Origin of the sequence: Burkholderia sp. LMG 13014, assembly GCF_905232215.1 — a bacterium.
GTDB lineage: Bacteria > Pseudomonadota > Gammaproteobacteria > Burkholderiales > Burkholderiaceae > Burkholderia.
Genome location: NZ_CAJNKE010000496.1, coordinates 1 through 4,367, shown reverse-complemented (window position 1 = coordinate 4,367; position 4,367 = coordinate 1). Strand labels below are relative to the sequence as shown.

Below are 4,367 nucleotides of genomic sequence, written 5' to 3'. Positions count from 1 at the left end.
TTCGTCGGCAGCTTCAGATGTGTTTAAGAGTCTGCAGCCACACGCCGCACGCAGCCGCGACGGTGCCGTACACGGCATAGACGGGCACCTTGAAGCGCGCGAAGCACAGCGTCGCGAAGGCGCCCGTCAGCCAGTAAACGGGGTCGGCCGGCTCTCGATGCAGGATCCTCACGACGGCGACGACGAGAAAACCCGTGGTCGCCGCGCGCAGCAGGCGCATCCCGTGTTCGAAGCGTGAGTGGCGCTTGAGCCGGAGCAGGTGGTTCTGCGCAAACACGACGAGGCAACCCGACGGAATGAACAGCGCGGCCGTCGCGAGCAGTGCGCCGACCCAGCCGTCGGTCAGGTAGCCGAGAAACGGCACGACGTTCAGCAGCGGCCCGGGAGCGACGGGCGACAGCGCGAACGCAAGCGTGAAATCGTGATCGGAGATGCCCGTTGCCGGCGTGACGAACAGCGTCTTGAGCACGGGCAGCGCGGAAAAGCCGCCGCCGAACAGTGTCATGCCGGCGCCGGCGAGGCGTGGCCAAAGCAGCGTCGCCTGATAGTCGCCGGGCAGTGGCACCGCGAACAGCGTGACGAGCACGCCGAGCAGCACGAGCAGGTTGCGGTCGCGGGCCGACAGCGTGACATCGACCGCATCGCGTTGCGGCGGCCCTGTCAGCCAGCCCGCCGCGAATGCAGCGAAAAGAATCCCGACGAAGGCGGCCGGATTATGCGCGAAACCGAGCAGAATCGTCGACAGCGCGGCGATCAGCTGTTCGCGCCGTGTGCGCGCGAGCGAGCGAAACTGCTTGAACCACGTGACGCCGATCAGCGCGGCGAGCACCATCCCGAAGTGATTGATCAGCATCGGCGCGGCCAGCGAGCGCACGAGCGGCGTGCGATAGAAGATCGCGAACAGCGTCATCAGGATGGAGAACGGCAGCACGCTCGCGATGCCGGCGACCCATGCGCCGACGCGGCCGTGCAGGATCTGGCCGACCTGTACCGCGACGTTGCAGCCGACGGGGCCCGGCACGAGCCAGGCCAGCGCGACGAGATCGCCGAATACGTGAGGCTCGATGCGCCGCAGCCGTTCCACGTAGTGGCGTTCGAGCTGCGCCATCATCGACAGCCCGCCCCACGAGACCGCCGAAATGCTGGCGACGACCTTGAACAGGTCCCACAGGGAAGCCTGTGCCTGATCGACATCAGCGGTCGCTTCAATTTCGGCGGTTGTCATGTTGGTAATGTGGGCACGGTGCCCGATCTCTCGCGTGTAACCATGCCGGCGGCCCGCCGACACGTTGGCCCTCCCGATTGTCCGCCGCGCACGGTGACACTGCCATGCGCGGAAACGCTAGTTCATGAACTAAACGATCAGATCGGAAAACGAAACAATGACGGCGCGCGCAATCCGCGCCACGGCCACGGTGCGTTCAAGCGCCCGTGCTGCCGGTCGCGCGATGCGCGATCACGTTCGGCGGTTCGGCACGCACGCCGAAGCGTGCGATCAGCGCGGGAATCGCGTCGGCCGGCACCGGTCGCGAGAACAGGAAGCCCTGCGCCTCGATCTCGCCGAGCGCGGACAGCCACGTGATCTGTTCCTCGGTTTCCGTGCCTTCGACGACGACGGTCAGGCCGAGCGAGCGCGCGAGATGCACGATCGACGACACCATCACGCACACGCTGCGATCGTTCGGGATGGCCTGCACGAACGAGCGGTCGACCTTCAGCGTGTCGACCGAGAAGCGGTGCAGGTACGACAGCGACGAATAGCCGGTGCCGAAATCGTCGAGTGCGATCCGGATGCCGAGCTTCTTCAGCGCGACGATCTTCTCGGACACGAGTTCCGGATACTCCATCATCGCGGTTTCGGTGATCTCGATTTCGAGGCGGCTCGCGTCGATGCCGGTTTCCTGCAGCGTGCGCGAGATCGTCTCGATCAGGTCGCCGCGCCAGAACTGCACCGGCGAGATGTTGACCGCGAGCGTCAGCGTGTCGTGGCCCTCGTCGCGCCAGCGCGCGATCTGCTCGCATGCGGTGCGGATCACGAAGTCGCCGATCGGCACGATCAGGCCGGTCGATTCGGCGATCGAAATGAATTCGTTCGCGGAGATGATCCCGTGCTCGGGGTGATCCCAGCGCGCGAGTGCCTCGAATCCGGTGATGGTGCGGTGGGTGAGGTCGATCTTCGGCTGGTACGCGAGGAACAGCTGCTCCTCGGCGAGCGCGACGCGCAATTGCTGTTCCCAGCGCATCAGGTGGTCGGCGCGGTGCGACAGGTGCGGCGCGTAGAACTGGTAGCAGTTCTTGCCGGCGTCCTTCGCGCTGTACATCGCGAGATCGGCCTTCTTCAGCAGGTCGATCTCGCTTTCGTTCGCGACGGTGTGCAGCGCGATGCCGATGCTCGCATGCAGCACGAACGAACTGCCGCGCACGTCGAACGGCTCGCCGAACATCCGGATGATCGCTTCCGCGAGCCGCACCGCGCGCCGTTCGACGTCGTCGCCCTTCATCACCACGACGAACTCGTCGCCGCCGATGCGCGCGAGCGAGCCTTCGTCGCCGACCGCATCGGACAGGCGCGACGCGGTCATCTGCAGCACGATGTCGCCGGCGTTGTGGCCGAGCGTGTCGTTGACGGTCTTGAAGTTGTCGAGATCGATGAACAGCAGCCCGAGCCGCGACAGGCTCGCCGGCATCGCCACGTCGTTGCGCAGCCCGCGCAGCGTCGCATAGCGGTTCGCGAGGCCCGTCAGCAGGTCGTATTCGGCGAGCTGCGTCATTTCGCGCTCGCGGCCGAGCAGCTTGCCGATCAGGCCCGTCGCGACGCCGAAGAACGCGAGCATCGCGAGCGTGATGAAGCTCGTCATCAGCAGGTAGACGTTGCGCGTGTGGTAGTAGTCCGCGAATTCCTCGGTTTGCGACAGCCCGACCATCACCGCGAGCGGGTAGCCGTCGAGGTGGCGGTACGACACGATGCGCGTCACGCCGTCGATCGGGTCGATGATCGTGCCCGTCACGCGCTCGGCGATCGGGTAGACGCCCGACGCCGAAAACGCGCCGGGCGCGTTGCTGACCGAGCCGGTGCGCCGCGCGAGCACGGCGCCCGTATCGGACACGACCGCGATCACGCCTTCCTTGCCGATCGCCGCGTTGTTGTAGAAATCGTTGGTGAAGTAGCTCGGGTCTTCCGACACGACGACGATGCCCGCGAAGCTGCCGTCCGGGTTGTTCAGGCGGCGCGTCATCTGCAGCGTCCAGTGGCTCGACACGCGGCCGAGGACGGGCTTGCTGATGAACAGGCGGTCGTCGTTGTGCGCGAGGTGGACCTTGAAGTGCTCGCGGTCGGACAGGTTGATCGGCTGCGGATGCAGCTCGGCGGTGTTCGCGAACAGGATGCCCTTCGCGTTGACGAGCGACACCTGGATCAGCGTGTCGCTCGGCACGACGCCTTTCTCGACGGCGCTGGCGAGGTTGAAGTGCGCGGGCGACTTCTCGAATTCGAACTTGACGAAGCGGGTGATCTGGTCGACCTGGTGGATCGCCTTGACCGTGTGCTGCTCGAGCGCGGAGGACAGGATCGCCGCGGAAGCGGCCGCTTCCTTGTACGCGCTGTCCTTTTCCACCGACAGACGCGCGATGATCACGGCCCACAGCAGCGCAAGCGCCAGCATCCCGAGCAGCGGGATCGCAAATAGCGCACGCCGGCGCGATTTGCGCGGCGCGCGTAGCGGCCGGGTCGGCGGCGTGTGGTTGGACCGGGCGGAGCTCATCGAAGAGGGTGGCGTCCTGCTCGCGTGCGCCATCCGTCTGGATGGCCGTCTAGGGTTCGGGTTGTCCCGGCGTCTGTTCGTTCGCGGGACACGCAACCATGGACAGACCTCCGAAACAACGGATTAGGCCCGATATTACTGGCTGGAACGCTTTTGCGATAGTTGGGCGAATCGTAGGGGGCGCCGGACGGGCCGGCGCCATCGCACATCGCGAAATGTTACGCGGGGGACAGGAAGGTGCCGTCGACGACGGTGACGACATGGCCGCCGATCCACGTGGTGCCGTCTTCGTCGTAGCTGACGAAGATGCGGCCGTCACGGCCGATCGCCGTACCCTGGCGGGCCGTATACGACTGGGCGGGGCGGCGTTCCTGCCGCGTCAGCAGCCCGGCGAGCGCGGCGTTTGCACTGCCGGTGACCGGATCCTCGCCGAAGCCGAAGTTGCCGCCCGTCATCAGGCAGCGGATTTCGAACGTCGCGGGGCCGCCTTCGGCGTGTGGTGCGTAGACCGCGAGGCCGTCGGTGCCGTAGCGGTGCGTGAGCGCCTCCAGCGCGGCCGGATCGGGTGTCAGGCCGATGCAAGCATCGGCCGACTTCAGCCGCACG

3 protein-coding genes are annotated in these 4,367 nt (G+C 66.3%); all 3 read right to left on the bottom strand.

From position 1 onward, the window contains the following. Window positions 1-13: 13 nt before the first annotated feature. On the bottom strand, window positions 14-1,225 hold the full coding sequence (locus JYJ84_RS29515) for a chromate transporter (RefSeq protein WP_205189832.1): 1,212 nt from the start codon (window positions 1,223-1,225) through the stop codon (window positions 14-16). A 196-nt stretch (window positions 1,226-1,421) separates the two neighbouring features. After that, window positions 1,422-3,761 carry an EAL domain-containing protein gene (locus tag JYJ84_RS29510; protein ID WP_122945977.1) on the bottom strand — a complete coding sequence of 780 codons (2,340 nt, stop codon included), beginning with the start codon at window positions 3,759-3,761 and terminating at the stop codon, window positions 1,422-1,424. A gap of 218 nt (window positions 3,762-3,979) precedes the next feature. After that, window positions 3,980-4,367 (bottom strand): PhzF family phenazine biosynthesis protein (locus JYJ84_RS29505; RefSeq protein ID WP_205189831.1); only part of this gene is annotated, 388 nt, incomplete at its 5' end.